Origin of the sequence: Microbacterium sp. LMI1x-1-1.1 (assembly GCF_040676205.1) — a bacterium.
GTDB lineage: Bacteria > Actinomycetota > Actinomycetes > Actinomycetales > Microbacteriaceae > Microbacterium > Microbacterium aquilitoris.
In genome coordinates, this window is sequence record NZ_JBEGHM010000001.1 from 426,606 (window position 1) to 451,674 (window position 25,069).

General features: G+C 70.5%; 28 protein-coding genes. 10 read left to right on the top strand and 18 right to left on the bottom strand.

The window, feature by feature from the left end; all coding sequences use genetic code 11:
- Positions 1-107 precede the first annotated feature (107 nt).
- On the bottom strand, positions 108-1,172 hold the full coding sequence (locus tag MRBLMI1x_RS02035; protein WP_018187681.1) for a histidinol-phosphate transaminase: 1,065 nt from the start codon (positions 1,170-1,172) through the stop codon (positions 108-110).
- A gap of 48 nt (positions 1,173-1,220) precedes the next feature.
- Between MRBLMI1x_RS02035 and MRBLMI1x_RS02040 the strand changes: the two genes are divergently transcribed.
- Complete coding sequence (locus tag MRBLMI1x_RS02040) at positions 1,221-1,613, top strand: phage holin family protein (protein ID WP_018187682.1); 393 nt, start codon at positions 1,221-1,223, stop codon at positions 1,611-1,613.
- Here the strand turns inward: MRBLMI1x_RS02040 and MRBLMI1x_RS02045 are convergent.
- Positions 1,585-2,877, bottom strand: a complete 1,293-nt coding sequence (locus tag MRBLMI1x_RS02045) for a hypothetical protein (RefSeq protein ID WP_363455508.1) — start codon at positions 2,875-2,877, stop codon at positions 1,585-1,587. The genes MRBLMI1x_RS02040 and MRBLMI1x_RS02045 overlap by 29 nt on opposite strands.
- Positions 2,877-3,170 carry a hypothetical protein gene (locus MRBLMI1x_RS02050; RefSeq protein ID WP_363455511.1) on the bottom strand — a complete coding sequence of 98 codons (294 nt, stop codon included), beginning with the start codon at positions 3,168-3,170 and terminating at the stop codon, positions 2,877-2,879. Before MRBLMI1x_RS02050 ends, MRBLMI1x_RS02045 begins: the two co-directional genes overlap by 1 nt.
- A gap of 140 nt (positions 3,171-3,310) precedes the next feature.
- On the opposite strand from MRBLMI1x_RS02050, the gene MRBLMI1x_RS02055 reads away from it, so the two are divergent.
- Both MRBLMI1x_RS02055 and purB read left to right on the top strand, forming a co-directional pair.
- On the top strand, positions 3,311-3,784 hold the full coding sequence (locus MRBLMI1x_RS02055) for a low molecular weight protein-tyrosine-phosphatase (RefSeq protein ID WP_018187685.1): 474 nt from the start codon (positions 3,311-3,313) through the stop codon (positions 3,782-3,784).
- Positions 3,785-3,810: 26 nt separating this feature from the next.
- Positions 3,811-5,193: an adenylosuccinate lyase gene (purB, locus tag MRBLMI1x_RS02060; protein WP_363455514.1), complete on the top strand. Its 1,383-nt coding sequence runs from the start codon at positions 3,811-3,813 to the stop codon at positions 5,191-5,193.
- A gap of 233 nt (positions 5,194-5,426) precedes the next feature.
- Here the strand turns inward: purB and MRBLMI1x_RS02065 are convergent, their stop codons facing one another.
- Together MRBLMI1x_RS02065 and MRBLMI1x_RS02070 are read right to left on the bottom strand one after the other, a co-directional pair.
- The gene (locus MRBLMI1x_RS02065; RefSeq protein WP_116227728.1) at positions 5,427-5,783 is read right to left on the bottom strand and encodes a hypothetical protein; all 357 of its coding nucleotides are present in this window, start codon (positions 5,781-5,783) and stop codon (positions 5,427-5,429) included.
- Positions 5,780-6,421: an acyl-CoA synthetase gene (locus MRBLMI1x_RS02070; protein WP_116227729.1), complete on the bottom strand. Its 642-nt coding sequence runs from the start codon at positions 6,419-6,421 to the stop codon at positions 5,780-5,782. The genes MRBLMI1x_RS02065 and MRBLMI1x_RS02070 overlap by 4 nt, the downstream gene beginning before the upstream one ends.
- Positions 6,422-6,516: 95 nt before the next feature.
- Here MRBLMI1x_RS02070 and MRBLMI1x_RS02075 point away from each other — a divergent pair, with 95 nt between their 5' ends.
- A complete protein-coding gene (locus MRBLMI1x_RS02075; protein ID WP_363455518.1) occupies positions 6,517-7,644 on the top strand; it encodes a PQQ-dependent sugar dehydrogenase in 1,128 nt (375 codons plus the stop codon).
- On the opposite strand, the gene MRBLMI1x_RS02080 is transcribed toward MRBLMI1x_RS02075, so the two are convergent.
- The 4 genes from MRBLMI1x_RS02080 to MRBLMI1x_RS02095 form a co-directional block, all read right to left on the bottom strand.
- Positions 7,619-8,071 carry a hypothetical protein gene (locus MRBLMI1x_RS02080; protein WP_363455520.1) on the bottom strand — a complete coding sequence of 151 codons (453 nt, stop codon included), beginning with the start codon at positions 8,069-8,071 and terminating at the stop codon, positions 7,619-7,621. The two genes, MRBLMI1x_RS02075 and MRBLMI1x_RS02080, sit on opposite strands and share 26 nt — an antisense overlap.
- A 129-nt stretch (positions 8,072-8,200) precedes the next feature.
- Positions 8,201-9,193 carry a DUF2332 domain-containing protein gene (locus tag MRBLMI1x_RS02085; protein ID WP_363455523.1) on the bottom strand — a complete coding sequence of 331 codons (993 nt, stop codon included), beginning with the start codon at positions 9,191-9,193 and terminating at the stop codon, positions 8,201-8,203.
- A gap of 90 nt (positions 9,194-9,283) precedes the next feature.
- Positions 9,284-10,081 (bottom strand): alpha/beta fold hydrolase, encoded by a 798-nt coding sequence (locus tag MRBLMI1x_RS02090; protein ID WP_116227733.1) that lies wholly within the window; start codon positions 10,079-10,081, stop codon positions 9,284-9,286.
- 28 nt (positions 10,082-10,109) lie between these two features.
- The gene (locus tag MRBLMI1x_RS02095) at positions 10,110-10,724 is read right to left on the bottom strand and encodes a MerR family transcriptional regulator (RefSeq protein WP_336125268.1); all 615 of its coding nucleotides are present in this window, start codon (positions 10,722-10,724) and stop codon (positions 10,110-10,112) included.
- Between the two features lie 68 nt (positions 10,725-10,792).
- Between MRBLMI1x_RS02095 and MRBLMI1x_RS02100 the strand changes: the two genes are divergently transcribed.
- Positions 10,793-11,260: a DUF4188 domain-containing protein gene (locus MRBLMI1x_RS02100; protein WP_018187694.1), complete on the top strand. Its 468-nt coding sequence runs from the start codon at positions 10,793-10,795 to the stop codon at positions 11,258-11,260.
- 114 nt (positions 11,261-11,374) lie between these two features.
- Here MRBLMI1x_RS02100 and MRBLMI1x_RS02105 read toward each other — a convergent pair whose 3' ends face one another.
- Together MRBLMI1x_RS02105 and MRBLMI1x_RS02110 are read right to left on the bottom strand one after the other, a co-directional pair.
- On the bottom strand, positions 11,375-12,886 hold the full coding sequence (locus MRBLMI1x_RS02105; RefSeq protein ID WP_363455529.1) for an MATE family efflux transporter: 1,512 nt from the start codon (positions 12,884-12,886) through the stop codon (positions 11,375-11,377).
- A gap of 136 nt (positions 12,887-13,022) precedes the next feature.
- Positions 13,023-13,853 carry an aldo/keto reductase gene (locus tag MRBLMI1x_RS02110; RefSeq protein ID WP_363455532.1) on the bottom strand — a complete coding sequence of 277 codons (831 nt, stop codon included), beginning with the start codon at positions 13,851-13,853 and terminating at the stop codon, positions 13,023-13,025.
- 128 nt (positions 13,854-13,981) lie between these two features.
- Here MRBLMI1x_RS02110 and MRBLMI1x_RS02115 point away from each other — a divergent pair, with 128 nt between their 5' ends.
- The 3 genes from MRBLMI1x_RS02115 to MRBLMI1x_RS02125 all read left to right on the top strand — a co-directional run bounded on the left by MRBLMI1x_RS02115 (position 13,982) and on the right by MRBLMI1x_RS02125 (position 15,843).
- The gene (locus tag MRBLMI1x_RS02115) at positions 13,982-14,227 is read left to right on the top strand and encodes a hypothetical protein (RefSeq protein ID WP_018187697.1); all 246 of its coding nucleotides are present in this window, start codon (positions 13,982-13,984) and stop codon (positions 14,225-14,227) included.
- Positions 14,224-15,162 carry an SRPBCC family protein gene (locus MRBLMI1x_RS02120; protein ID WP_363455537.1) on the top strand — a complete coding sequence of 313 codons (939 nt, stop codon included), beginning with the start codon at positions 14,224-14,226 and terminating at the stop codon, positions 15,160-15,162. The genes MRBLMI1x_RS02115 and MRBLMI1x_RS02120 overlap by 4 nt, the downstream gene beginning before the upstream one ends.
- Positions 15,163-15,261: 99 nt before the next feature.
- Positions 15,262-15,843: an RNA polymerase sigma factor gene (locus MRBLMI1x_RS02125; protein ID WP_363455540.1), complete on the top strand. Its 582-nt coding sequence runs from the start codon at positions 15,262-15,264 to the stop codon at positions 15,841-15,843.
- A 66-nt stretch (positions 15,844-15,909) separates the two neighbouring features.
- Here MRBLMI1x_RS02125 and MRBLMI1x_RS02130 read toward each other — a convergent pair whose 3' ends face one another.
- From MRBLMI1x_RS02130 to MRBLMI1x_RS02145, 4 genes are all read right to left on the bottom strand, one after another.
- Positions 15,910-17,562, bottom strand: coding sequence for an FAD-binding dehydrogenase (locus tag MRBLMI1x_RS02130; protein WP_363455543.1), 1,653 nt, complete (start codon positions 17,560-17,562; stop codon positions 15,910-15,912).
- A gap of 349 nt (positions 17,563-17,911) precedes the next feature.
- Positions 17,912-18,772, bottom strand: coding sequence for an SDR family oxidoreductase (locus MRBLMI1x_RS02135; protein ID WP_363455546.1), 861 nt, complete (start codon positions 18,770-18,772; stop codon positions 17,912-17,914).
- Entirely contained in the window at positions 18,769-19,548 is a 780-nt protein-coding gene (locus MRBLMI1x_RS02140) for a thioesterase family protein (RefSeq protein ID WP_018187703.1), read from the bottom strand. The genes MRBLMI1x_RS02135 and MRBLMI1x_RS02140 overlap by 4 nt, the downstream gene beginning before the upstream one ends.
- Positions 19,549-19,589: 41 nt before the next feature.
- On the bottom strand, positions 19,590-20,597 hold the full coding sequence (locus MRBLMI1x_RS02145) for an SDR family oxidoreductase (protein ID WP_363455550.1): 1,008 nt from the start codon (positions 20,595-20,597) through the stop codon (positions 19,590-19,592).
- A gap of 201 nt (positions 20,598-20,798) precedes the next feature.
- On the opposite strand from MRBLMI1x_RS02145, the gene MRBLMI1x_RS02150 reads away from it, so the two are divergent.
- Positions 20,799-21,041 (top strand): hypothetical protein, encoded by a 243-nt coding sequence (locus tag MRBLMI1x_RS02150; protein WP_020098378.1) that lies wholly within the window; start codon positions 20,799-20,801, stop codon positions 21,039-21,041.
- 3 nt (positions 21,042-21,044) lie between these two features.
- Here the strand turns inward: MRBLMI1x_RS02150 and MRBLMI1x_RS02155 are convergent, their stop codons facing one another.
- Positions 21,045-21,602 carry an NUDIX domain-containing protein gene (locus MRBLMI1x_RS02155; protein WP_363455553.1) on the bottom strand — a complete coding sequence of 186 codons (558 nt, stop codon included), beginning with the start codon at positions 21,600-21,602 and terminating at the stop codon, positions 21,045-21,047.
- A gap of 187 nt (positions 21,603-21,789) precedes the next feature.
- On the opposite strand from MRBLMI1x_RS02155, the gene MRBLMI1x_RS02160 reads away from it, so the two are divergent.
- Positions 21,790-23,106: an HNH endonuclease signature motif containing protein gene (locus MRBLMI1x_RS02160; RefSeq protein WP_363455555.1), complete on the top strand. Its 1,317-nt coding sequence runs from the start codon at positions 21,790-21,792 to the stop codon at positions 23,104-23,106.
- Positions 23,107-23,195: 89 nt separating this feature from the next.
- Here the strand turns inward: MRBLMI1x_RS02160 and MRBLMI1x_RS02165 are convergent, their stop codons facing one another.
- Positions 23,196-24,446, bottom strand: a complete 1,251-nt coding sequence (locus MRBLMI1x_RS02165; protein ID WP_363455558.1) for an FAD-binding protein — start codon at positions 24,444-24,446, stop codon at positions 23,196-23,198.
- Between the two features lie 39 nt (positions 24,447-24,485).
- Positions 24,486-25,055, bottom strand: coding sequence for a M15 family metallopeptidase (locus MRBLMI1x_RS02170; RefSeq protein ID WP_363455561.1), 570 nt, complete (start codon positions 25,053-25,055; stop codon positions 24,486-24,488).
- Between the last annotated feature and the right edge of the window lie 14 nt (positions 25,056-25,069).

The following is a 25,069-nucleotide window of genomic DNA, read 5'->3' on the forward strand; positions in this document are numbered from 1 at the left end:
AGACGTCGCCCGAACCGCCAGACACAGACACGACACAGACCCCGACACGACGCGTCCCCGGAATGCCCGATTCAGGGCTCCGGGGACGTCGTCGTCTCAGGGCCCGGTCAGGGACGGACGGATGCCGCGACCTCGACCACGCGATCGATCGACTCGTCCTCGCCCACCGACACACGGACGCCGTCGCCGGCGAACGGCCGGACGACGAGATCGGCGGCTTCGAACGCCGCTGCGACCTCGAGCGAGCGCTCCCCCGCGGGCAACCAGACGAAGTTGCCCTGCGCGGTCGGGACGTCCCAGCCGATCTCGCGCAGCCGCGTGACCAAGCGGTCGCGCCGCTCGGCGACGACGGCGACCCGCTCACGCAGCTCGTCCTCGGCATCGAGGCTCGCGAGAGCCGCCGCTTCGGCCTGCGCCGTGACGGATAGGGGGATGCCGGCGCTGCGGGCGACATCGAGGATGCGGGGGTGCCCGACGGCGTAGCCGATGCGCAGACCCGCGAGCCCGTAGGCCTTCGAGAAGGTGCGGAGGATCACGACGTTGTCATGCCCGGCGGCGATGACCTGCTCGCCCTTGACCGCTGCGGCATCCGTCACGAACTCGACGTACGCCTCGTCGAGGACGATCAGCACATCCGAGGGGACGGCCGCGACGAACGCGTCGAAGTCGGCCTGGGTCACGACGGCACCGGTGGGGTTATTGGGCGTGCAGACGAAAACGGCGCGGGTGCGGTCGGTGACGGCCGCCGCGAGCGCGGGAAGGTCGACGGCGGCGTCGTCATTCAGCGGCACCATGACGGGGGTCGCACCCGTGACCGTCACGATGCCGGGGTACGCCTCGAAGGAGCGCCACGGCAGGACGATCTCGTCGCCGACGGATGCCGCGGCCTGAGCGAGCTGGTACAGGATCGACACGGAGCCCGCGGCGATGTGGATGCGGTCGTCACTCACGCCGAACCGCTCGGCGAGCCGGGCTCGGAGCCGGCCGGCGAGCGCATCGGGGTAGCGGTTGAACGCGACCGCACCCCGCACCGCGTCGACGACGCCGGGCAGGGGATCGAACGGGTTCTCGTTGCTGGAGAGCTTGTAGGCGGTGGCGCCGGCCTGCTTGCCCTGCTTGTACGAAGGGAGGGCGGCGATCTCAGGGCGAACCCGGATGGGGATGTCGGTCACGCGACGAGTCTACGAGCGGCGTGGCGGCGCGCGTGGGAGACTGCGAGCATGCGCTTCATCATCCGCGTCGTGATCAACGCATTCGCGATCTGGGTCGTCACCCTCATCGAGCCGCTGCGCGTCGAGGTCACCCCGTTCGCCCCCGGCGAGACGCTGCAGCTCGTGCTGTCGCTCCTCGCCGTGGCGGCCGTGTTCGCGATCGTGAACACCGTGATCGGGACGGTGCTGAAGATCCTCGCCTTCCCGCTCTACATCCTGACCCTGGGTCTCATCTCCCTCGTGATCAACGGCTTCCTGTTCTGGCTGACCGGATGGTTCACCGAGTGGTGGGGCTGGGGCCTCACGGTCGAGTCCTTCTGGCTCGGCGTCGTCGCCGCCCTCATCATCTCGATCATCAACTTCGTCTTCGGGATCATCCTGCGTCCGCAGACGAAGGCGTGACACCCTCCTCGGTGTCGTAGACGAACACCTCGACCGATTCGGCCTGCCCTAACTCGGCGAGACGCTGCCGGACGGCATCCACCCGCGGGTCGGAGGATGCGTCGAGCATCTCGGCGGTCTCGGTGTAGGCATCCATCTGGTGGGAGTCGAGACCCGGCCAAGGACTGACGTCCCGCTCGACGACCATGCTGCCCTGAGCGCCGATCGATCCGTCATGCCCTCCGGCAGCCAGGAGGGGCACAAGATCGTCGCTGTGGCGGACGTCGACCTGCAGGGTGTCGGCGCCGACGTCCGCCTGCACCGGATTGCCGAATCCCACCAGCATCGGCACCTCGTACTCCTCCTCGAGCGCGACACGGCTGGCGATCATCGCGCCCTGCGAATGCCCGCTGACCATCACCGAGTCGCCCGGCTTCGCGCCCGCCTTCTCGAGCGCGATCCGGACGGACTCGTAGGACGACGACGCGGCACCGAGGTACAGCGGCACGTTCGTCCCCATGCCGAAGGTGCCGACGTCGCCCTTGGTGCGCGTCCCCGAGACGTAGAGAGCGAACCGCCGACGTCCGCCGGGCATCGTGTACCGCTCGACGCGGATGTCCCCCGGCCGCTCCGTCGACGGCTGCCGGCGGGCGACGGCAGACATCGACTCGGGCGCCGTGCCCTTCGCGACCGTGATCAGCGAGACGGTCGGCGTCCTCGGCGTTCCCACGAGTCTGCTGCCGTCGGGGATCGCCCCCTTCCCCGCAGCGCGGATCGCGAGCGCGCCCGCGCCGTAGAGACCCATGGCGCCGGCGCCGGCCGTGCCGAGGAGGAGGCTCGGCCAGAACAGCTCGCGCGCGACCGTCGCGAAGGGGTTCGGAGCATCGGCGACCGCCTGCTCCGCGAGCGCTGCGGCCGCGGGAGAGGATGCCTCGAGCTGCTCGATCCGGCGGGCGAGAAGCACCGCGTCACGACGATCCGCGGCGTCCCCTGCCGCCGCGGCAGCGTGACGCGCCTGCAGCTCGACGAGCTCGTAGGCCGTTGCGGTGTCGCGCAGCGCGGTCACCAGCATCCGCCCCTGCTCGGTCACCGTCTGAGCGATCGTCACGGGGTGGCCGACCATCACACCGGTCACGGTGATGTCGAGCAGTTGGTCCGCCTGTCGCAGCGTCGTGCCGAGCGTCTCCGCATCGGCCACGGCCAGGTCGGCTCGCGCGGCCGCATGTCGGAGCGTCTCGGTGTCCACCGCGACGACCCGCCCGCTGCGGATCTCGAGATCGCCCATCAGCCCGCCGCCTCCGCCACACGCCGGTCGAGACAGGTCTGGTCGATCACGGCCTGGATGGCGGCGGTCAGTTGCACCAGCTCGCTCTCCCAGGCCGACACCGCTGCGCGGAATGCATCGGCGGCATCCGCACTCCAATCCACGAGGTGCGCAAGACCGCGTACGCCCGCGAGCAGGCGAAGTGCCTCCCCGTCAGCCTGCCGCAGGAGGGCCAGGGCCTGATCGAAGGTGGCGAGACGCTCCTCGAGAGGGGTGCCCCAGAGGTACGGGTAGGGCGCGACGACATCGGACATGCGTCGAGGGTGGCCCGCGGCATCCGTCTGCGAGCGACCCTGACGAAGCCCGGTGGATGCCTCAGGAACCCCCCGGTCTGTGCAGAAGGCGCTTCGATCAGCACAATGGAGTGGTGCCCGCGCCCGATGATGCTTTTCGCGTGGTTTTCGTGTGCACCGGGAACATCTGCCGCTCCCCCATGGCGGAGGTCGTCTTCCGGTGGTTCGCCGATCAGGCGGGACTCGGCGACCGCGTCGTCTCGACGAGCGCCGGCACGGGCGAATGGCACGTCGGGGAGCGCGCGGACAGCCGCACCCTCGATGCGCTCGAGCGGCGCGGCTACGACGGCACCCGCCACCGGGCGAAGCAGTTCTCGCGTGAGGATTTCGACCGCAACGACCTGGTGATCGCGCTCGACCGCTCGCACGAACGGATCCTGTCGGAGTGGGCACGGAGCCCCGCTGACGTCGACAAGCTCGCACTCCTGCTGAACTTCGACGCGCGCGCGGACGGTGCGCTCGACGTCCCGGACCCGTACTACGGCGGCCCCACGATGTTCGACGAGGTGCTCGGTATGATCGAGAGCGCGAGCCGGGCTCTGTTCCGGCAGCTCGAACCCGCGCTTCGCCGGTGAGCGCACCCCCCACCGAACGGAGTCGCGTGTCCTCCCTGCCCTCGATGTCGCTGAGCCCCCTCGACGGACGCTACGCCCCCGCCGTCGCTCCCCTGACCGAGTACCTCTCCGAAGCCGGCCTGAACCGGGCCCGCGTCGAGGTCGAGGTCGAGTGGATCATCACGCTCACCGATCGCGGACTGTTCGGTTCGTCCGCGTTGACGGACGCGCAGAAGGAGTCGCTCCGCGCCCTCTACCGCGACTTCGGCGCCGACGAGATCGGCTGGCTCGCCGAGAAGGAAGCGGTCACCCGCCACGACGTCAAGGCGATCGAGTACCTCGTCCGCGACCGCCTCTCGACCCTCGGACTCGACGCGATCGCCGAGCTCACGCACTTCGCCTGCACCAGCGAGGACATCAACTCCGCCTCGTACGCCCTCACCGTCCAGCGCGCCGTCGAGCGCGTGTGGCTGCCGAAGCTCCATGCCGTGGTCGAGTTGCTGACGCAGCTGGCCGAAGAGCACCGGGATGCCGTCATGCTGTCGCGCACGCACGGTCAGCCGGCGACGCCCTCGACCATGGGCAAGGAGCTCGCCGTCTTCGCCTGGCGCCTGCAGCGCGTCGCCGCCCAGATCTCGCAGGGCGAGTACCTCGCGAAGTTCTCCGGCGCGACCGGCACGTGGTCGGCGCACCTCGCCGCCGAGCCCGACGTCGACTGGCCCGCCCTGTCGCGCGGCTTCATCGAGGGTCTCGGCATCGGCTTCAACGAGCTGACGACGCAGATCGAGTCGCACGACTGGCAGGTCGAGCTCTACGACCGCGTGCGGCACGCGGGCGGCATCCTGCACAATCTCGCCACCGACGTGTGGACCTACATCTCGATGGGCTTCTTCGCCCAGATCCCCGTCGCGGGGGCGACCGGGTCGTCGACGATGCCGCACAAGATCAACCCGATCCGTTTCGAGAACGCCGAAGCGAACCTCGAGATCGCCGGCGGCCTGTTCGGGACGCTCGCGTCGACGCTCGTGACCTCACGTCAGCAGCGCGACCTCACCGACTCGACGACGCAGCGCAACATCGGCGTCGCGTTCGGGCACTCGCTGCTCGCGCTCGACAACCTGCAGCGCGGCCTCACCGAGATCTCGCTGTCGCGCCACGTGCTGCTCGCGGACCTCGACGCGAACTGGGAAGTGCTCGCCGAGGCGATCCAGACCGTCGTCCGCGCCGAGATCGTCGCCGGTCGCTCGCAGATCACCGACCCGTACGCGCTGCTGAAGGACCTCACCCGCGGCCGCCGCGTCGGCGCTCCGGAGCTCGCCGAGTTCGTGAACGGGCTCGACATCGGGGATGCCGCGAAGCAGCGCCTGCTCGCCCTGACGCCCGCCGGCTACGCGGGCCTCGCTGACCGGCTCGTCGACCTGCTGCGCTGACGCGCGGGGGCGGGGCGGGGGCGCGTGGCCCCGGCATCCGCTCGCGCCGAATGGCGGGTTTAGCGCGCGCGAAGTCGCACTTTGACGCGGCTGAACGCCGGCCCTACCGTTCAGTCGCGCCGAAAGGCGGGTTCAGCGCGCACGAGACCGCACTTTGACGCGACTGAACGCGACAACCGAGCCCAGCGGATGCCGCAGCGCTGGCCGGCGCACCGCGCAGGCCGAAGCCCGGGTCAGTGCCCGGAGGGCGGGGCCGGACGGCGACCCGCGTCGCCCTCACCGGGCGTCGACTCGTCCTCGGCGTCGAGCAGCAGTCCCCGCTCGACCGGCTTGGCCATCTGCGCGGGGTCGACGGCGAGCAGCGACAGCGCCATGATCACGAGCGTCGCGATGAAGGTGATGCCCGTGACGATGCCGGCGACAGCCCACGCACGCAGGTGCTGGTCGACGTCGCTCCCCGGCCGCTGATCCTGCAGCACGCCCATCGAGACGAGGGTGACGACACCGGCGAACACCGCCGCCAGCAGGGCGAATCCGAGCAGCTGCACCGGACGCATCAGATCACGACGGGTGGGGTTCTTCTCGCTCATGCGCGGCCTCCAGCGGCATCCGTGTCGGCCGTCTCGACGGCGGCCGCCGCGTCGGGGCGGGGTGAGAACGCCGCGATTCCCAGGTACACGGCGACGATCGCCGCGTAGCCGCCCAGGACACCCACGCCGATCGTGATGCCGGTGAGGCTGAACGACTGTCGGGCCTGGGCTATGTAGTACTCGAGCAGGTAGTCCCGTTGGACGAACAGCAGTGCGACGCCGAGGAGCACCGTGAGGCTGCCGACGAACACCGCCTCGCGCGCGGCGGCGTCGCCGCGACGGCGTCCGAGGATGCCGATGACGAGTTCGGCCGCCCCCGTCACGAGCGCCCAGACGAGGACGGTCGTGAAGAAGCCGTCGACCGTGCGGAGCACCGGGAACGAGGCGACCATCCCGGCGACGAGGGTCAGGGAGCCGAGGAGCACCGCCTGCCAACGCTCGCCGGCGCGGAAGACGAGCCAGGCCGAGAGCAGGAGGATCAGCGCGGTTGCGATCGCGAACCCGCTGAACACCGACATCCCGACCGGCGCGGAATGGTCGACCGAGAACGTGATCATGATCGCCGCGAGAGCCGCGAAGAGGGCGCGCCCCATCTGCAGGTGGCGCACCTCGAAGGTGCGGGGGGCGACGTCAGACACAGGCGTGGTTCTCACAGACAGGAACGGGATGCCCCCAGTTTAGGTCGTTCACCTGGGTCCGCTCTCCGCGGGGCCCGATGCGGTTGACTGGGCGCATGTCGTCGCGCCGCCGCACCTCCTCGTCCGTCGCCGGGGTCGGTGTCGCCGCCGCCCTGCTTTTCAGCGCGTGTGCTCCGGCGGAAGAGCCCGACGCCGCATCCCCGACACCCTCCTCGACGCCGAGCGCGAGCCCGCGCCCGACCCCCACCGCGACACCGACGCCCGTACCGGTGACGCCCCGCACCGTCGCGAGCGGGCTCGACGCTCCCTGGTCGATGGCGGTGGTCGGCGACATCGTGTTCGTCAGCGAGCGGGACACCGCCCGCATCCTCGAGGTATCCCTCGACGGGACCACGCGCGTCGTCGACACCATCGAGGGCGTCGTGCACAGCGACGAAGGCGGACTCCTGGGCCTCGCGACCGACGGCGACGCGCTGTACGTCTACTCGACCGCCCGCAGCGGCAACCGCGTCGAGAAGTACCCGCTGACCGGGACCCCCGGCTCGTACGGTCTCGGCGAGCCGGCGGCCGTCATCGACGGGATGCCGGCCGGCACACACCACAACGGCGGTCGTATCGCGTTCGGTCCCGACGGCATGCTCTACATCGCGAACGGCGACACGAGCGACGAACCGGCCTCGCAGGACCCGGGCTCGCTGGCGGGCAAGATCCTGCGGATCGCCCCGGACGGCGGCATCCCGTCGGACAATCCCGACCCGCCGTCAGCGGTCTACAGCCTGGGACACCGCAACGTGCAGGGCTTCGCGTGGGCCGAGGACGGGACGATGTTCGCGAGCGAATTCGGTCGCAACTACCGCGACGAGCTCAACGTCATCGAGCCGGGCGGCAACTACGGCTGGCCCTCCGTCGAGGGCACCGGCGGCGAGGCGGATGGGTACATCGATCCCGTCCAGACCTGGCCGACGGATGCCGCCAGCCCCAGCGGCATCGCCATCGTGAACGACACGATACTCATCGCCAACCTGCGCGGGCGCGTGCTGCGCGCCGTCCCCGTGGCGGACCCGTCGACGTCCACCGAGCTCAGCGCCGACTACGGCCGGCTCCGTGACGTGACCGTCGGCCCGGACGGCACCGTGTTCGTCCTGACGAACAACACCGACGGACGCGGGTCCCCGCGGGAGGGCGACGACCGGATCGTCAGTCTCGCGGTGCCGCGGTCCTGACCATCTCGCGGATGCGCTGCTCGACGGCATCCGTCATCTCGATCACCGCGAACGAGACCGGCCACATGGGACCGTCGTCGAGCTGCGCGGTCTCGTCGAAGCTGACCGTGCCGTAGCGGGTGGTGAACTTGGATGCCGGCTGCCAGAAGACGACGACCTTGCCGTCCTTCGCGTAGGCCGGGAAGCCATAGAACGTCTTCGGGTTGAGGTGCGGCGCCTCCTCGAGGACGACGACGTGCAGTCGCTCGGCGACGATGCGGTCGGTGCCCTCGAGCGCCTCGATCGCGTCGAGGCAGGCCTGGTTCTCCTTCTCGATCTTCGCGAGACCCTTGAGTCCCTTCATCGCCTTGAGCTCCTCGGCGCGCTGCTTCATCGCGGCCTTCTCGGCGTCGCTGAAGCCGGCGCCGTCACTGGTCTTGCCTGCCATGGTCGATCCTCTCGGTGTCTTCTGCCGATGTTGCCAGGTGCGGGGGTGCGGGGCGAGGGGGTCGGTTCCGGGGACGCGTGGTGTCGCGGGAATGCCGCCGAAGCGGCGCGTGGCGTCCCCGGAGCGCGATCAGAGGCCGCGGTAGCTGCGGCCGTGGGGGTGAGTGAGGGCGACGGGCTCGCCGTCCACGGCGAGGACGAATCGGTGCCGCTCCCCCGGCGGGACGATCCGCTCGAACTCCGGGAACACGCCGAGCCCCTCGTTCGAGAGCCAGACGGCATCCGTGTCGGCCATCGTGCGGCGGAAGCGCTCGCGATCCTCGGGACTCAGGTAGGCGAGCACGGCGGTGTGGAAGACCACGAGGGTCGCGTCGACGGGGGCGGATGCCGCGGCATCCGCGATCAGGTCGTTGAGATCGCCGGCGCGGATCGGTGCGGGATCGGATGCCGCGACCGCCATGGCGGCACGGAGGCGGGCGCGCCGGTCCTCGTGCTCCGGCCACACGAGGGCGTCGAGCCAGGCGAGCGTGTCGGGGTCGGCGGGATCGAGCGGGTTGAGATCGATGCCCCCGCGCCAGACGACCTCGGGCAGGCGCATCGGGGGCTCGGCATCCGAGAGGTCGCAGTCGATCGCGACGCCGGACGGTTCCGTCGGGTCGAGCGTCGTGACGGTGCCGTCGGCGGAGGTGTAGCGGTATGCGTAGCGATCGGGATACAGGCAGAGCCCGGCGGAGGCACCGACCTCGAGCAGCGCGAGCGGACCGGGGATGCGCGCGAGCTGCGGCAGCAGCACGGCGCAGCGCGCGGCTTCGTTCGTCTGGGTCGCGTGGGTGAGTGCGATGTCGCGGATGCGCGGCCAGCGCGCGATCGCCGCGCCGCGGGCATCGCGCCACGACGCGACCGGCACACCGGCGACGCGCATCGCCGCGAAAACGAGGTTCGCCTGCCGCTTCGCACGCGGCAGCTCGTCGATCAGCGCGAGCATCTCGGCGTCGTCCGCGACTCCGAGGGCCCAGTCCTCATATGTGTCGGACGAGCCGCGGGCCTCGACGGAGCCGAACGTGCGGTAGTGCGCCGCGGTCGGCGAGTCGGAGGCTACGCCCCACGACGAGAGGTCTGTCATGACGCGAGCGTAGTCCGCCGCGAGGTCCCGATTGGGCCGCGTATGCCCCGGCGATTCCCGGCCGGAACGGGACCTCGACGGATGCCGCGCCTATTCGGCGAGGAAGGCCAGCGCCGCCTCGCGGAAGGCGCGGGAGCCGGGCGCGTTGAAGTGGTGGCGGTCGGGGATCTCGACGAACCGGCCCTGCGGGGTCGCCGCCGCGAGCGTGCGGGAGCCCTCGATGATGCCGTCCTTCGTCCCCGTCGCGAAGAGCACCGGCTGGGCGGGAGCGTTGCCCGGGTCGGGGTCGACCGTGCCGGTCGCGCGCATGCCGCGGGCGATCGCGAGCAGGGCGCGCAGGTCGTTGCCGGGCACGCGCTCGGTGAGGGTGATGTAGTTCAGGGTCACGGCATCCGTCACCGGCGCGCCCTCATCGACGTACGCCTGAACCTGGTCGAGGTCGAGTCGTCCGAGCGGAACGCCGTCGGGGACGCCGCCGAGGACGACGCGCGGGATGCGGGGCTCCAGGTCGCGGGCGACCTCCCACCCGACGCGGGCGCCGAGCGAGTAGCCCACGTAGAGCGCTTCGTCGACGAGGTAGGTGTCGAGCACCGCCTCGACGTCGGTGACCATCGTCCGGAGCGCGTAGGCCCGCGACTCGTGCGGCTTGTCGCTGGCGCCGTGACCGCGCTGGTCGACGGCGAGCACACGGTATCCGGCACGCAGCAGGTCGCGCACCCAGCCCGTGTTGACCCAGTTGTCACGCGCGCTCGAGGCGAACCCGTGCACGAGGAGCACCGTCGGGGCATCCGCCGGTCCCCACTCGTAGGTCGCGATCCGGTACCCGTCGCCGACCATGACGAACTGCGGGTCGGGGGTCTCGGTCAACGCGGGGAAGACGGTCGTCATCCCCCGATTGTGCACCCCCAGGTTTATCTCAGGAAACCGCGTCGCCGTACCGGTCGCCCGAGACGAACTCCTCGGCGACGCGACGGAGAGCGAGGAGGAGCGGTTCGACGAGCACCGTCCCCAGCACGACGTACCGCACTGCCGCGTCGGTCGACGTCGTGGGGATCGCGTCGATCTCCGCGTCGACCATCCGACGGATGCCGGCGAGGTAGGCGTCCATGGTGGCCTCGGGCACGGTGAAGCCGGCCCGATCGAGGGTGTCGAGAGCACGGGCGACGCCGGCGAGTTGCTGCGGACCGCAGGCGTCGGGGTTCCATCCCCACCGCGAGATCAGCGCTTCGGCCGCCGACAGATCGAGATCGTCGAGCGCCGGCGGCGAGACGGCGGCATGCGCCATTCCCAGGAGATGGTTCGGGTTGGCGGGCGGATCGTCGAGCGCGGCGATGACCTGTCGCGAGGCGGCGATCCCGACGCCGGAGTCGACGAGCGCGCGGATCAGCCGCAGCCTTTCAACGTGTGCAGGGCCGTACACGGCCTGCGTCGGAGAGGTCCGCTCACCTTCGGGGAGCAGCTTCTCGCGCAGGTAGTACTTGATCGTCGCGACCGGGACGCCCGTCTCGGCGGAGAGTTCTGAGATCCGCATCGATTCCCCCTTGACATCGATAGTACCGCTATCCATTCTAGATAGCGACACTATCGAAAGGCGTCGACATGGCCCGCATGACCCACTCGTACGACGGCGAACTCGTCGTCTTCCACATCGGTATGACGATCAAGAAGTGGTGGCGTCCCGACGTGTGGATGCCGGTGTCCGCCAGCATGCCGAAGATGCTCGGCGAGCTGTTCAGCGACCCCGAGTCAGGCCTGCTCGGTTCGACGATGCTCCTCGGACGCCGCGGGCCGTACCTCGTGCAGTACTGGTCGTCGCTTGAGAAGCTCTACGCCTACGCGTCGGCGCCCGAGCAGGCGCACCGCCCCGCGTGGACGAGCTTCAACCGCAACGCGCGGAAGCACCCGGGCGCGATCGGCGTGTGGCACGAGACCTACCGGGTCGCGGCCGCGGAGTCGATCTACGTCGACACTCCCCCGATGGGCCTGGGGGCCGCGACCGGACTGGTCGAGATCGGCCGCCGCCACGACCGCGCACGGGCGCGTCTGGAGGACGGCGCGACCTCCTGACGCGCAGGCCGCGGCCTGGGGCCCGATCGAGGTCCCGATCGGGCCGGGAATGGCGGGCCCGTACCCGTCCGGAGTGGGACCTCGGCGCCGGCACCCGCGCGAGGCGCCGCGGGGTCAGCGCTTGCGCGAGAGCCGACGCGGAGCGCGGGGGCGACGCCGGAGCGCCTGACGCATGCGGGACGGATGCTGCGGCAGCGGCACCGGCTGCGTGACGACCGTCTCGACCGTCATGGATCCGTCGACCGGGCCGATGACCGCGATCGGGGTCGTCGGGGTGATCGTCATGGGCGCCATCGGCATTGTCGCGAGCGTCTTGTGCGCGCGGATGTACGACGGGATGAGGATGACGGCGGCCGAGATCCAGGCGAGCGGGTTCGACCATGCGACGCCGATGAAGCCGAACAGCGACCCGAGCAGGATTGCCGCGGCCGCGCGCGCGATGAGCTCCACGACGCCCGTGACCGTCGGGATGACGGCGTTGCCGAGTCCCTGCAGCGCACCGCGTGTGACGAACAGCACGCCGAGGGCCGTGTAGCTCAGGCCGTTGATCACGAGCATCGAGACGGCCAGATGGATGACCTCGTCCGCGCCATCGCCGACGAAGATCCGGACGATGGGACCGCCGAAGGAGATCAGCAGGATGCCGAGGGCCACCGCCGTGCCGAGCGCGATCCACGTCGCCTGCACGACGCCCCGGCGGATGCGGTCGGGGCGACCGGCGCCGTAGTTCTGCGCGACGTACATCGAGACGGCGAGCGACATGGACTGCAGGAGGGCGACGGCGAGACCGTCGACGCGGGATGCCGCGGTGTAGGCGGCGATCGCCTCGCCGCCTAGTGTGTTGAGCGCGACCTGCACGGTGAGCGCACCGATCGCGATGATCGACGCCTGGAACCCCATGGGGAGGCCGAGGCGCAGGTGCGCGACGATGTCGGCGCGGGTGATGCGCCAGTCCTCGCGGCGCAGGTGCAGTTCGGGGATGCGGCGGCGCACGAACTCGAGGCACAGGAGCACCGACGTCGCCTGCGCGATCACCGTCGCGAGGGCCGCTCCGGCGACGCCCATGCCGAGCCAGGCGATGGCGGCGATGACGAGCACGACGTTCAGCCCGCACGAGACGATGAGGAAGATGAGGGGCGTCCGCGAGTCGCCGATGGCCCGGATGACGGCGGAGAGGAAGTTGAAGAACATCAGCGCACCGGCGCCGAGGAAGCTGATCTGGGTGAACACCGTCGCGTCGGCGAGGAGTTCGCGCGGAGTCTGCAGCGCGACGAGTGCCGGCTCGGCGATGAGGGGGGCGCCGACGGTCAGGAGGATCGTCGTGATGCCGCTGAGGAACGCGCCGGTCGCGACCGACCGGCGGACGCCCGCGGCATCCATCGCTCCGTAGGCCTGCGCGGTCGGGATGGCGAAACCCGAGGTCAGTCCCCACGCGAAGCCGAGCAGGAGGAAGAGCAGACTCCCGGTGGCGCCGACGGCGGCGAGCGCGTCGACGCCGAGCAGCCGACCCACGACGATCGTGTCGGCGAAGTGGTACATCTGCTGCACCACGTTGCCGATCATGAGCGGCAGGGTGAACAGGAGGATGACGCGCCAGGGGCGGCCCGTCGTCAAAGAGGTGGCCATGCGGGCTTTCGGGGCTTCGGGGGATTTCGAATCGATTCGAGGACGATCGATTGTACCGAGCCCACCCTGGGAGCCGAAAGGGGGGTCGCACAAGAAAAGGGCGCCGATTCCTCGGCGCCCTCCCCTCGTGGATGGATCAGAAGGTGGCGGTGTCCGGGTCGGCACCGACACGCTGGCCGCGGTCGAGCGCGTTGATACCGGCGACCTCGTCAGCGCTCAGCTCGAAGCCGAACACGTCGAAGTTCGTCGCGATGCGCTCGGGCGTCGAGGACTTGGGGAAGACGATGAGGCCCTCCTGCAGGTGCCAGCGGATGACGACCTGAGCTGGGCTCACGCCGTGGGCCTCGGCGGCATCCGCCACGGCCTTCTCGCCGAACAGGTCGTACTTGCCCTGCCCGAGGGGGCCCCACGACTCGGTGTGGATGCCCTTGGGCTCCTGGAACGCGCGGAGCTCGCGCTGCGCGAACGCCGGGTGCAGCTCGATCTGGTTGACGGCCGGCACGGTGTCGGTCTCGTCGAACAGTCGCTCCAGGTGCGGCTGGTGGAAGTTGGAGACGCCGATCGAGCGCGTCAGACCCTCGGACCGGAAGGTCTCGAACTGCTGCCAGGTCTCGACGTAACGGTTCTTGTCGGGACGCGGCCAGTGGATCAGGTACAGGTCGACGTAGTCGAGTCCGAGCTTCTGAAGGCTCGCCTCGATCGCCGGGCGGGGGGTGTCGGTGCCCTGCTCGGAGTTCCACAGCTTCGTGGTGATGAACAGTTCGTCGCGGGGGATGCCGGAGGCCGCGATCGCACGGCCGACGCCCTCTTCGTTTCCGTAGACGGCGGCGGTGTCGATGTGGCGGTAGCCGGCTTCGAGGGCGACGCTGACGATGCGCTCGGCCTCGGCCGGGTCGACCTGGAAGACGCCGAAGCCCAGCTGGGGGATGGTGTGTCCGTCGTTGAGTGTGATGGTGGGAACGGTCATGGGTGTCACTTTTCCACCGCAGGATGAGCGATCCCTATGCCTTGACGAATCGCCGCGGATGCGGCATCGGTGTCCATGTCGAGCAACGAAGGTTGACAACTCGTCGCTCTGTCAACCAAGGTTGCTTCATGGACACTCCCAGCGCGATCGAGGTCGCGAGCGACACGACGGACCCCCGCGCGGGACTCCGCGCCGTCGCATCGCTCCGCATCCTCGCCGACACTCTCGAACTCCGGCAGGTCGAGGCCGCCCTGCGCGGCGGCATGTCGTGGCAGGGCATCGCCGATGCGCTCGGCGTCACCCGCCAGGCCGTGCACAAGAAGTATGCGAAGCGGATCGATCCGACCATCGAGGTCCCCCGGAGGAGAGCATGAGCAAGATGACCACGGCGTTGGGGAACGCGCATCGCCTCACGCGCTACGCAATGGAAGAGGCATCCCGCACGGGCCGCACCGAACTCGGCGTCGAGCACCTGTTCCTCGCCCTCACCCTCGACGAGGCGGATGCCGGTCAGGTCCTGCGAGCGGCGGGGGCGACGATCACGACCGTCCGTGAGGCCGTCGCCGCGGAGGAAGCCGCACACCTCGCCGCGCTCGGCGCAGCGGGGGCTGCCCTCTCGCCCGGCCCCATCGCGGTCGGACCCTCGGCCGGATGGGCGTGGTCTCCGGTGGCAGAGCGGGTGCTGACCTCACCGGGAGACGGGACGAGCTCCGGCATCCTGCGCCGACTCCTCGACGAGCCGAGCGGTGCGATCGAGGCCCTGCTGCGCCGGCTGGACCTGACGGTGGACGATCTGCGTGCGCGACTCGATGCCGCCGGCGCGCTGCCGCCGGCGACGACGGTGCGGCGGCGGCATCCGCTCGCCCGGTCTGCCGCGTCGTTCGTCGCCGCACCCGTCCACGAGACCTGGGCGCTCGTGTCCGACCCCGAGCGAGTGCCGGAGTGGGAGGAGTCGGTCGGGCACGTGAGCGAGGCACCCGACGGCGGATGGGCCGGAGCGCCTCGCGACGACGTCGAGGCGAAGCCGGCGTTCCGTCGCCTGTCCATCTCGCGGACGATGGATGCCGAGGCGCACCTCGTGACGTGGACGTTCCGCTACCCCGACGCACCGAAGGCGAACACGCGACGCATCGGCCTGCGTCTGGAGCCCGCCGCCGGCGGGACGACGGTGCACATCGACTACTCCTGGGAGCGCACCTACTCCCGTCGACGGAGTGCGTTCGGCTGGGTGATGGCACCGCTCTACCGCGTGGTCCTCGCGATGCAGGTGGCGCGCCTGATGGCGACGCTCGGGGCAGCGGTGCGCTGACGACACGTGAAGCGATTCACATGAATGGAATCTCCTAGCACTCTCCCGAGCGTGCGGCAAGCGCTCGTTGCGGGGGTCGCGGAAGCGCACCATTCAGTCATGTCCGAAACACCCGCGTCCGCGACGGATGCCGCGCTGGCGCGACTCATCGCCCGGTCGGCATCCGGCCACGTCGCCTCTTTCACGCGTCTCTACGACGCGACATCCGCGGCGGCGTTCGCCGTCGCCGTGCGCGTGACCGATGACCGACATCTCGCCGAGCAGGTGCTGCAGAGCGCCTTCGTGTCGGTGTGGAACGAGTCGCGACGATACTCGGCGCGCCGGACGTCCCCGCGCACCTGGATCCTGGCCATCGTCCACCGGCACGCCGTCGAGAGCCTGCGCGACGCGCGGCCCGCCGGCGCCGAGGCGCACACCCCGGATCGCACCGCGGCCAATCACCGGGCCCTTCGGAAGCTCCCCGACGAGCAGGAACAGGTCGTCTCGCTCTCCTACTTCGGCGGCCACAGCCAGCCCGAGATCGCCGAGATGACGGGCACTCCCCTGGCCACGGTGAAAGCACGCACCCGCAGCGCGCTCGACCAGCTTCGCGAGGCGGCGCGCCCCCTCGCCGAGTCGATCGTGCTCCCTTTGACCGGCTCCACCCCGATCCAGCCGCCGCAGACCGGCGCCGTCGCCTAGGACGCCGCTCGCCTGTCACAGAGTGCGGCTCCGTGCGGCGTGTTGCGACAGGGGAACGCGCGCGGATCAGACGGCGGCGGCCATCGCGCGGCCGGCGACGCGTCCCGAGAAGATGCAGCCGCCGAGGAAGGTGCCCTCGAGCGCACGGTACCCGTGCACGCCGCCCCCGCCGAAGCCGCTCGCCTCACCTGCGGCGTACAGGCCCGGGATCGGCTCCCCCGATGCGGCGAGCGCACGGCCGGACAGGTCGGTCTCGATGCCGCCGAGACTCTTGCGCGTGATGACGTGCAGCTTCACCGCGATGAGCGGTCCGTTCTTCGGGTCGGCGATCGGGCCCGGCGTCGCGACGCGCAGCAGTTTGTCGCCGCGGTAGCGTCGCGCCTGCCGGACCGCGGTGACCTGCGCGTCCTTCGTGAACGGATTCGTCATCTCGCGGTCGCGGCCCTCGAGTTCGAGGCGCACGCGATCGATGTCGAGCAGAGCGGATGCCGCCCGCATCCGCTCGAGCAACTGCGGAACCGTGTCGGCGACGATGAAGTCCGCGCCGCGCTCCTTGAACGCCTCGACGGGTGCCGTCGCCCGGTCACCCTTCAGCCGCTGCGCGAGGAGTCGCACGTCCTTCCCGGTGAGGTCGGGGTTCTGCTCGCTGCCCGACAGCGCGAACTCCTTCTTCAGGATCGCCTGGTTGAGCACGAACCAGCTGTGGTCGTGGCCTCCCCGCACGATGTGTTCGAGCGTGCCGATCGTGTCGAAGCCCGGGAACAGCGGGGTGGGCAGGCGGTGACCGGTGGCATCCAGCCACAGTGATGAGGGACCCGGCAGGATGCGGATGCCGTGGCGCGGCCACACCGGGCTGTGGTTCTGGATGCCCTCGACGTAGTGCCACATGCGGTCGCCGTTGATGAGGTGGGCTCCGGCGGTCTCGGCGACCCCCAGCATCCGTCCGTCGACGTGCGCGGGAACGCCGGAGAGCATCGTCTCGGGCGCACGCCCCATGCGGGCGGGCCACTGCGCGCGGACCAGGTCGTGGTTGCCGCCGATGCCGCCGCTCGAGACGAGCACCGCGCCGGCGCGGAACGAGAACTCGCCCGTCTCGTCGCGGTTGCTCGGGGCGCCGCGCTCAGCGGTGTCGGGGGCGAGGACCGCGCCGCTCACGCCGACGACCGCGCCGCCCTCGACCTCGAGCCGGTCGACCCGGTGCCGGAAGGCGATGCGGGCGCGACCGGTTGCGACACCCGCGAGCACGCGGCGGACGAAGGGTTCGAGGACGCCGGGCCCGGTGCCCCACGTGATGTGGAACCGCGGCACGGAGTTGCCGTGCGCCGTCGCGCGATCGCCGCCGCGCTCGGCCCAGCCGACGACGGGGAAGAAGCGGATGCCGCGCTCACGCAGCCATGCCCGCTTCTCACCCGCGGCGAACTCGAGGTACGCCTCGGCCCACGCGCGCGGCCAGCGGTCCTCGGGCCGGTCGAAGCCGGCGGAGCCGAACCAGTCCTGCCGGGCGAGCTCGAGCGAGTCCTTCACCCCGAGGCGCCGCTGCTCGGGCGAATCGACGAGGAACAGGCCGCCGAACGACCACCACGCCTGCCCGCCGAAGCTCGCCTCGGGCTCCTGCTCGACGATGAGGACACGCTTGCCGGCGTCGAGGAGCTCGGAGGCGGCGACCAGCCCCGCGAGTCCCGCTCCGACGACGATCGCGTCCGCGGCATCCGTTGTCATGCGTGCGTCTCCTCCGCCGCACCCATCGTCGGTGACGGGTGCTGAAGAGACTCTAAGCCGCCGGGTCGCCGCGGCGACGGACCGCGATGACGGCGGCCACCAGCACGATGGCGACGACGGCGATGAGCCAGGGCCACACGTCCATGCGGAAACCCGCGAACGTCGTCGTGTACGACTCGCAGAACGACTGCCCCGGAACGGACGAGTCCCCGCAGCGTCCGACGCCGAACACACCACATCGGCCGTGCTCGCGCCAGGTCTCGGTGACGAATGCACGACTCGAGGTGCGGGTGATGCCTGCGAGCCCAGGTGAGGCGACTCCTGCACCAGGCGTCGTGCGGATGTCGCCTTACAGGCTGAAGCCGCCGTCGCTGGTGAGCACCTGCCCGACGATCCAGGCGCCCTCGGTGGTCGACAGCCAGCCGATGAGCGCGGCGGGATCGGTCGGAACGCCGACCCGGCCGAACGGCGTCGATCCGAGCCACTCCTCGAGCGCGGAGGTGTCGCGGTCGGCGGTGTCGGGGTCCATGTAGCCCGTGTTGACGGGGCCCGGGTTGACGGTGTTCAGGACGATCCCGAGTTCGAGCAGTTCCGCCGCGACCGTGCGGGTGATGCCTGCGAGCGCCGCCTTGCTCGTCGCGTACGCGACCTCGCCGCGCATCGCGCCGTGGCCCTGCCCCGAGGTCATCCAAAACACGCGACCGGTCGGCTCGGCGTACGGTTTCGCGCCCTCGATCGCATCGCCCGGGCGCCGCTGACCCGACTGCGGCGGCGCCAGACGGCGGGCGAACTCGGCGGTGAGCAGCAGCGTCGAGCGGGTGTTCGTCTCCCAGAACGCGTCGAGCCGGTCGGCGGTCATGTCGAGGATGCTGCCGTCGTCGCCGCTCTTGGCGTGGTTGCACACGAGGATGTCGAGGCGCCCGGTGAGCGCGGATGCGGCGTCGATGAGACCGGGGACCGTATCGGCATCCGTCAGATCCGCCTCAACGTCGCCGAAGCTCGCGTCGCCGACGAGGGAAGAGCGGATGCCGCCGCGCACCGCATCGAGGTCGTCCCCGCCCCACGGCTGATCGAGGTCGTGCGGCCGCCAGTGCTGCACGAAGACGCTCGCGCCGAGCTCGGCGAGGCGGGAGGCGACCGCGAAGCCGATGCCGCGACGGCGCGAGACGCCCGTGACGAGGGCGTTCTTTCCTGCGAGGGGGAGGGTCATCGGTGCGGCCTCACGGTGAGGGATTGGACGACGGAGCCGACGACGCCGCGTTCGTCGTGGAGGACCGTATGGGTCATACCGAGGCCGGTCGCGCCGAAGGTGACCGTGGTGTCGAAACCGATCCAGCCGTCCTCGGGCTGCCGCACGAGGTGCAGGGTGAGGTCGAGGTTCGGGAAGGCGACGTCGCGGGGGTCGGCGCGTGGGGTGACACCGTTGGCGATGTCGATGAGCGAGACGAGGCGCGCGGTCGTCGATACGGCCTCGCCCTCGAGGAGCGGCACGGCGGGGAGGATCCACGTCCACGCGCGACCGGGGGCCTCCTGCCTGCGGCGCACCTCACCCACCGTGGCGATGAACTCACCGGGCCAGGCCGACGAGGGGTCGACGCGCTCGATCGCGTCGCGCGGCGGCATCGCGGGGTGCGCGGATCCGGCGAGCGCGTCGGTGTCGCGCGTGTGCATCAGCCAGGCGCGTGCGCTCAGGGCCGGCCGGCCCGCCTGCGCGAGGGTCGCCTCGACGAGCTCGATGCTCCGCCCCGGGCGCAGCACCCTGCAGGTCACCTCGACCTCGTCGATCGGGATCACCCCGAGGATGTCCACCGACAGCCGCGAGAGCTGCATCGGCTGCGGGCTGCGCGCCGCGTGATCGACCTCGATCGCGTGGGCGAGCAGGCCGATCGGCGGGGCGACGTGCTGCTCGGTGACGTTCCAGGCTCCGCCGGTGAATGTCGTCGGCTGGAATCTGGTGACGTCGGTTCGTTCGAAATAGGCGGGCACGAGTACGGATGCTACCCGGGGCCTGCGCGGCCCGGGAGGACTCAGCGCCGCAGCAGCTTCACGACCCCGGCGAGTGCCGCGACGACGGCGACGGATGCCGCGGAGTACAGCTCGGGCCGGTGCCGCAGCGCGCGGGTCTGGATGCTCTCGCCGCGCGCCCGGTCGTCGAATGCGCCGTGGGCTCCGTGATCGCCGGGAACCGGTTCGTACAGGTTCGGCGGTGTCGTCGACGAGCCCTTGTCGTCGGCGAACTGGCCCTCCCAGGCGTTCTTGGCGAGGTACCAGTCCATGAAACGGCCCGCGACGCGGGTGCCGAGGACGAGTCCGACGGTCGACTCCCCCACCCAGGTGCGGCGGCGGGGCTTGTCGGCGACGTCGCCGACGGCGCGCGCTCCGACCTCGGGCTGATAGATCGGCGGGACCGGCTGCGGGTGCTTCGAGAAGGGCGACTTCACCCAGCCGAACTGGGTCGTGTTCAGCGCGGGCATGTCGACGATCGAGACGGCGACGGCGCTGTTCTCGTGGGTGAGTTCCGAGACGACCGAGTCGGTGAATCCGTGGACGGCGTGCTTCGAGCCGCAGTAGGCCGCCTGGAGCGGGATGCCGCGGTGGGCGAGAGCCGAGCCGATCTGGATGATGTGCCCGCGGTCGCGCGCACGCATCCGTCGGAGTGCGGAACGGGTGCCGTTGACCGTGCCGAGGTAGGTGACCTGCGTCGCCCGCTCGTAGTCCTCGGGGGTGGTGTCGAGGAACGGGGCGATCGACCCCGTCATGACGTTGTTGACCCACAGGTCGATCTCACCGAGCTCCGCTTCGACCTCGGATGCGGCTGCGTCGAGCGCGGCGTGGTCGGCGACGTCGACCGAGATGCCGTGGGCGCGGCGTCCCTTCGCACGGACCTCGGCGGTGGCGGCATCCACCCCGTCACGGCCGCGGGCGAGGACGGCGACGTCCCAGCCGCGGTCGGCGAGCTCGCGGACGATCGAGCGGCCGAGTCCTGCACTGCCGCCGGTGACGACGGCGACGCCTCGGGATGTGGTGCTGCTCACGGCGACTCCTCCTGCGGGAGCCCGACCGGGCAGATCCACCCGAGGAGTCGAGCTTCGACCGCTTCGGCCATCCTTCGGCCTTGGCCGGGTACGAGGTATGCGGTTGCCAGGGGTGCGGCGATGGGGTACGGAGCGCAAGCGCATCGTGCGTAGGAGCGCAACCCCGGATTGCGGTGTCTGCCGGCGGGCTACCGTCCCGGCATGAAGAGCTCAGAGATCCGATGGAACGACGAAGCACGCGGCAAGATCCTCGACGACGCCGACCGCGTCCTACGGGAGGCCGTCGTGGACCTCGCGGGGTCGGGCGCGATGACCTCGGACGAGGCCTTCGCGGCATTGACCGGCACGCTGAAGGACAAGTTCATCGATTGGGAGCCGGGTCCGGACCTGCGCACCTACGCCGACGCCATCGCGAACGGCGACGTCGAGACGGACGAGGCCTGACGCTCAGCCGACGAGCGGCGCGGCGACCGGGTAGTCGGCCATCGCAACGGGTTCCCAGGCGTCGAGGATCTCGTCGAGGATGAACCGTCCGGCCTCGCGCCACATCTCCACGATGTCCTCGTCGGGGATGCGGTCGAGTTCGCTGCGCGTGACCACGCGGATATCGGTGGATTCACCGGCATCCGGTGCGCCCACCGGCTCCTCGTCGGTGACGAGGGCGTAGAGCAGATCGGTGTGGAAGTGTGCCGGTTCGGCGGAGGTGCAGGCGGTGGACGACATCACGGGGACCGGGTGGGCCGCGGCATCCGTCACCTGCCTGATCCGGACGCGCGGCTGCAGGACGCGCACCTGCGACGGCTGGTAGCCGGACTCCTCGACGAGCTCGCGCAGCACCGCGGCCCAGGGTGTCTCGTCGCGCTCGATATGTCCGCCGAACATCATGAGCTTCTGCGCCTTGAGGTGCAGGTGGTAGGTCAGGCGCGCTTCCGGGCCGTCGGTGCGGACGATGAAGAAGCTGACCGTCGCGTCGTGGTCGCCGGGTCGGGTGCGGAGGTGGGGCATCGGTCCTCTGGGAGCGCTCGTGGGGTGGTTTCAGGATGCCGCAAAGACAGGGGTCTGCGTCGACGAGGTGCTCGGTACCGCAACGCCTCCGAAGATGAACGATCTCTCATCTGCAAGGTGTCGCCGGAGCGTGGATTCCGGCGGTTTTCAGGGTCTGGGTGTCGGAGGTTGGTGCGAGAGTGCAGGTATGGCGGAAGCGATGGAAACCCCCGGTGGCGATGCGTATCTCGCCGCCATCGCGGGGATCGTCGCGGACGTCGAGGACGTGGAGCGGCGGATGGCCGCCGTGCAGATCGCGCAGCTCCGTACGCTCGCTGCCGCGGGCCGGTTGGCGGAGGAACAGGGCGCGCACTCGAACGCGAGAGTGACCCTGCACGACATGGTGCTGCGGTCTATCTCGGCCGAAGTCGCCGGGGCGATGCGGACCACCGACCGCACCGTGCAGCGTCGGATCGGCGAGGCCCGGGTGACGATCGAAGGGTTCCCCGCGGCGGTAGCCGCGTGGGAGGCCGGCCGGATCGTGCAGGGGCATGTGAGGGCGATCGTCGACGCTGGGGTGAACCTGCCGGCCGAGTTGTGGGCTGAGTTCGAAGCCATTGCGATCGAACGGTGCGAAGGCGAGACGCCGAACCGGGTGCGAGGTGAGCTGGAAATCCTCGCGCACCGGATGCACCCGCGATCGTTCGCGGAAAGGCACGAAGAGGCCGCGGCGGGGCGGTGCGTGCGGTTGATCCCGGGGCGGGAGGGGATGTCGGATCTGATCGCGACTCTCCCGACCGTGATTGCGGAGGGGATCCACGATCGGCTCACGCAGCAGGCGCGGGCGATCGTCGACACGAGGGACGAACGCGCCGCGAACTCGGAGGTCGTCGCGACCGACGCGCGCACCACCGATCAGGTCCGGGCCGACGTGTTCGCCGACCTGCTCCTCGCCGGCACACCGGCGTTGGACGACACCCGCGACACGACCGCCGGGCCGTTGGGCGCGATCTGCGCCCGCGTGCAAGTGCTCGTCCCTGCGGCGACACTCACCGGAGCGGACGACGGTCCGTGCGATCTTGCCGGCCGCTCGCCCATCGACCCGGCCACCGCCCGCCTTCTCGCCGGTGCGACGCACACATGGGAGCGCCTGTTCCACGACCCGACCACCGGAGTCACCGTGTCGACGGATTCGTACCGTGTCCCGTCCGGGATGCGACGGTTCCTGCAAGCCCGGGACCAGCATTGCCGGTTCCCCGGATGCCGGGTCGCCGCGATCCGCTGCGAAGTCGACCACACGCACGACTACGCGCTGGGCGGGCGGACGGAACTCTCCAACCTCGCGCATCTGTGCCAGAGACATCATTCGATGAAGCAATTCACCGCCTGGAGAGTCCGACAACTGTCGGGTGGAGTCCTCGAATGGACCTCACCCCTCGGCAGGACCTACAGAGAAGACGCACCCACCCCGGCCGTCGCCTTCAACGCTGCCGCCACAACGCCCGGCGACCCGGCGCCCTTTTGACTGACGCCGATCCCGTGCGATCCACGACCACGAACACACGACCCTGAGCCTCGCGCCGCGAGCGACGAGCCAGGAGCGCCCCGCCCGCCCTACAGTCCGACCGCGCGGAGGTAGTCGTTCACGAACGCACCGCGAGGATCCAGCGCCCGCTGCAGCTGGACGAACTCCGCCCACCGCGGGTACAGCTCCGCGGGATCGCGCGGGGTGAAGACCTTGCCCCAGTGCGGCCGGGCACCGAAGGGCGCCAGCGCGGCCTCGAGCTCGGGCAGCACCTCGGCCACCCCGGCCTCGTCGTCGGTCCAGGTGAAGTGGAACGCGACCGAGTCTCGGCCCGAGCTGGGCGAGAGCCACAGGTCGTCGCCGGCGATCGTGCGCACCTCGCACACCTGAAGGACGGGCTTCAGCCGATCCTTCAGCTCTCGCACCGCGTCGAACGCGGCCACCGCGTCGGCGAACGGCAACAGGAACTCCGACTGCAGTTCCTCGCCGTTCGACGGCGTGAACTCCAGCTTGAAGTGCGGCAGACGGTCGAGCCAGCGCCCCGCCTTCCCGCCCTGCACGGTGCACGACGCGGCAGAGACACCGGGGAGCGGATGCCGGGCGCCCGACGCCTCGCGATCGCGCAGCGCCGCGGGGATCGGGGTCGCCGCGGCATCCGTCCGCTCCTTGCACCACACCTGGTCGACGTACATGTCCTCGCGGAACGTCGTGAAGAACGAGACGCTGTACGCCGAACCGGCGATGACGTCGAAGTTCTTGCGGACCGCTTCGAGCGGCACGTTCTCGTAGACCGTCTGCGAGACCTCGTACGACGGCTCGATCGCGAGTTCGACGGTCGTCACGATCCCGAGTGCGCCGAGACCGACGACGGCCCCCGCGAGCGCGTCGTCGCGTTCGGTCAGCTGAACCAGCTCGCCCGTCGAAGTGACCAGCTCGAGGCCTGTCACCGCCGCGGCGAGCGAGCGGTTGCCCACGCCCGACCCGTGCGTGCCCGTGCTGACGGCGCCGGCGACCGAGATGTGCGGCAGCGACGCCAGGTTCGCGAGCGCCCACCCCTGCCGGTCGAGCTCCTGCGCCAGCTCTCCGTAGCGAACGCCGCCGCCGACGCGCACCCGCTTCTGCGCGGCATCCACTCGGATCGGAAGGTCGAGCTCAGCCGTCGACACCAACGTCCCCGCCGTATCGGCGATGCGTGTGAACGAGTGACGCGAGCCCAGCGCCTTCACCGAATCGGATGCGGCGACCACCTCGCGCAGTTCGTCGACCGTCCGCGGCGCGACGAACCGCTCAGCCGAGTAGCGGATGTTCCGGGACCAGTTCTCGCCTGCGCCGTCGCTCATGCGAGCCAGCCTACGGCTGCGCGCGCGACCCGGATCGGATCATCCCGCCATCCGCGGATCCTCGGTCGGATCGAGGTACTGGTCCGGGCATCCGACCATCGGCGCATCGGGGCGGAGCTCGAAGTGCCAGGGTTCGTTGACGTACGTCCGGCACAGGCCGAACTCGGCCCCGTGAAGATCGAGCCAGTAGGCGCCGTCGAACGGGCCCACGTCCACGGCGTCGCCCGACACGTGCGCCGACGTCTCGGGAGTCGCCACCCAGCGCGATGCCTCGTCGAGCGACCCGTACGTCGAGACGGCGTCGCGCAGCAGACGTTCCTGCATCTCCGGCGAGCGCCACCCGCTGTTGATCCGGAGCGTGATGTCCTCGCCCGCCGCCCGGTCGGATGCCGCGGTCAGGGCAGCGCGCAGGTCGCCGTCGAGCCGGGCGACGGCAGGGACGTCCGTGTCGTAGACGGTCGTGTCGTCGGGGACCTCTCCCTGGTCGATCGGCGAGAGGACGGGACGGATGCCGGTGCTTCCGCCCGACCCCGCGGCGGCGCATCCCGCCGTCCCGACGACGACGGCAAGCACGAACACGAGCGGAGCAAGAAGGGCCGTGGATCTCATGCCCCCATCCCACG

Coding starts and splice junctions, on each gene's coding strand:
- MRBLMI1x_RS02045 (WP_363455508.1), bottom strand. CDS start 2,877: ATGGGCGATCTCGAGATCCGCAGCGGGCGGGTCGTCGCGGTGGACACC.
- MRBLMI1x_RS02075 (WP_363455518.1), top strand. CDS start 6,517: ATGTCGTCGCGCCGCCGCACCTCCTCGTCCGTCGCCGGGGTCGGTGTC.
- MRBLMI1x_RS02040 (WP_018187682.1), top strand. CDS start 1,221: ATGCGCTTCATCATCCGCGTCGTGATCAACGCATTCGCGATCTGGGTC.
- MRBLMI1x_RS02095 (WP_336125268.1), bottom strand. CDS start 10,724: ATGCGGATCTCAGAACTCTCCGCCGAGACGGGCGTCCCGGTCGCGACG.
- MRBLMI1x_RS02125 (WP_363455540.1), top strand. CDS start 15,262: ATGTCCGAAACACCCGCGTCCGCGACGGATGCCGCGCTGGCGCGACTC.
- MRBLMI1x_RS02170 (WP_363455561.1), bottom strand. CDS start 25,055: ATGAGATCCACGGCCCTTCTTGCTCCGCTCGTGTTCGTGCTTGCCGTC.
- MRBLMI1x_RS02165 (WP_363455558.1), bottom strand. CDS start 24,446: ATGAGCGACGGCGCAGGCGAGAACTGGTCCCGGAACATCCGCTACTCG.
- MRBLMI1x_RS02065 (WP_116227728.1), bottom strand. CDS start 5,783: ATGAGCGAGAAGAACCCCACCCGTCGTGATCTGATGCGTCCGGTGCAG.
- MRBLMI1x_RS02085 (WP_363455523.1), bottom strand. CDS start 9,193: ATGACAGACCTCTCGTCGTGGGGCGTAGCCTCCGACTCGCCGACCGCG.
- MRBLMI1x_RS02105 (WP_363455529.1), bottom strand. CDS start 12,886: ATGGCCACCTCTTTGACGACGGGCCGCCCCTGGCGCGTCATCCTCCTG.
- MRBLMI1x_RS02100 (WP_018187694.1), top strand. CDS start 10,793: ATGGCCCGCATGACCCACTCGTACGACGGCGAACTCGTCGTCTTCCAC.
- MRBLMI1x_RS02160 (WP_363455555.1), top strand. CDS start 21,790: ATGGCGGAAGCGATGGAAACCCCCGGTGGCGATGCGTATCTCGCCGCC.
- MRBLMI1x_RS02110 (WP_363455532.1), bottom strand. CDS start 13,853: ATGACCGTTCCCACCATCACACTCAACGACGGACACACCATCCCCCAG.
- MRBLMI1x_RS02130 (WP_363455543.1), bottom strand. CDS start 17,562: ATGACAACGGATGCCGCGGACGCGATCGTCGTCGGAGCGGGACTCGCG.
- MRBLMI1x_RS02080 (WP_363455520.1), bottom strand. CDS start 8,071: ATGGCAGGCAAGACCAGTGACGGCGCCGGCTTCAGCGACGCCGAGAAG.
- MRBLMI1x_RS02150 (WP_020098378.1), top strand. CDS start 20,799: ATGAAGAGCTCAGAGATCCGATGGAACGACGAAGCACGCGGCAAGATC.
- MRBLMI1x_RS02115 (WP_018187697.1), top strand. CDS start 13,982: ATGGACACTCCCAGCGCGATCGAGGTCGCGAGCGACACGACGGACCCC.
- MRBLMI1x_RS02090 (WP_116227733.1), bottom strand. CDS start 10,081: ATGACGACCGTCTTCCCCGCGTTGACCGAGACCCCCGACCCGCAGTTC.
- MRBLMI1x_RS02120 (WP_363455537.1), top strand. CDS start 14,224: ATGAGCAAGATGACCACGGCGTTGGGGAACGCGCATCGCCTCACGCGC.
- MRBLMI1x_RS02135 (WP_363455546.1), bottom strand. CDS start 18,772: ATGACCCTCCCCCTCGCAGGAAAGAACGCCCTCGTCACGGGCGTCTCG.
- MRBLMI1x_RS02050 (WP_363455511.1), bottom strand. CDS start 3,170: ATGTCCGATGTCGTCGCGCCCTACCCGTACCTCTGGGGCACCCCTCTC.
- MRBLMI1x_RS02155 (WP_363455553.1), bottom strand. CDS start 21,602: ATGCCCCACCTCCGCACCCGACCCGGCGACCACGACGCGACGGTCAGC.